Genomic DNA, 253 nt, shown 5'->3' with positions numbered 1-253 from the left:
ATGGTGGCCTGGACGTATCCGAAGCTCGACGCCTCAAGGTCCTTGCCGACGAGAATGCGAAGCTGAAGAAGCTGTTGGCCGAGGCGATGCTCGACAACGCCATGCTAAAGGACCTCAATTCAAAAAAATGGTGACGCCCGTTGCAAGGCGGCAGGCTGTGGCTCACCTTTGTTCGAGTTTTGAGGTCAGTCAGCGGCGGGCGTGTGAAGTGATTGGGGCTGATCGGTCCTCGGTGCGTTATCTCAGCCTTCGG

At 57.3% G+C, this 253-nt stretch carries 1 pseudogene; it reads left to right on the top strand.

Features of this window, described 5'->3' with window-relative positions:
- A pseudogene (locus OWC48_RS46860) lies at positions 1–253 on the top strand (IS3 family transposase); the annotation flags it as partial.

This window comes from Bradyrhizobium sp. Arg816, assembly GCF_029989365.1.
Lineage (GTDB): Bacteria > Pseudomonadota > Alphaproteobacteria > Rhizobiales > Xanthobacteraceae > Bradyrhizobium.
The sequence above is the reverse complement of the archived record's forward strand: the minus strand, read 5'-3'. Positions and strand labels throughout refer to the sequence as shown.